Genomic DNA, 723 nt, shown 5'->3' with positions numbered 1-723 from the left:
AACGTCCGCCGGGTGTTCGCCCGGGCCGCGACCGGCATTCAGTACCCGCCGAATGCGACCACCGCCGCCGAGCGGAAGCTCGCCCGCGCGCTCCTGCCCGACGAGGACGAACGGGCGGCCCGCTGGGCGGCCGCGACGATGGAGCTCGGAGCGCTGGTCTGCACCGCCAAGAACGAGGACTGCACGCGGTGCCCGATCGCCACGCAGTGCGCCTGGCGGCTGGCCGGGAAGCCGGAGCATCAGGGGCCTCCGCGCCGCGGTCAGACCTACGCCGGTACCGACCGGCAGGTGCGCGGCCGGCTGCTCGCCGTGCTGCGCGAGGCGGTGACCCCGGTTCCGCAGTCGGCGCTCGACGCCGTATGGGAGGAGCCGGCACAACGGGCCCGGGCGCTGGACGGCCTGGTAGCCGACGGCCTGGTCGAACCACTTCCGGGCGGCCACTACCAGCTGCCGCTGGGCTAGGAGGCAAGAGGGCTCCTAGCCCGCTGTTACACAACCGATGGACAGCCGTGCGTCTGCGTATGGCTGCTCCGCACAGCGCCGTGACAACCGCTCCGTAACGTCTCCGACCGTCAGCTCACGCGACCAGTGACTGGCAGAGGTCAGACGGGGATCTACGGGGACGGAGGCGGTTGGAATGGCGCATGGCGAGGTGCTCGAATTCGAAGAGTACGTACGCACCCGGCAGGAGGCCCTGCTGCGCAGTGCGCGCCGCCTGGTCCC

At 71.8% G+C, this 723-nt stretch carries 1 pseudogene; it reads left to right on the top strand.

Annotated features, from left to right (window positions below):
- Nucleotides 1-462 (top strand): annotated as a pseudogene (locus tag AC1DUE_RS19985) (A/G-specific adenine glycosylase); the annotation flags it as partial.
- Nucleotides 463-723 lie beyond the last annotated feature (261 nt).

Source organism: Cellulomonas sp. P4_A2, assembly GCF_056402515.1.
Note: the sequence above shows the minus strand (reverse complement) of the source record. Positions and strands in the feature narration are given on the sequence as shown.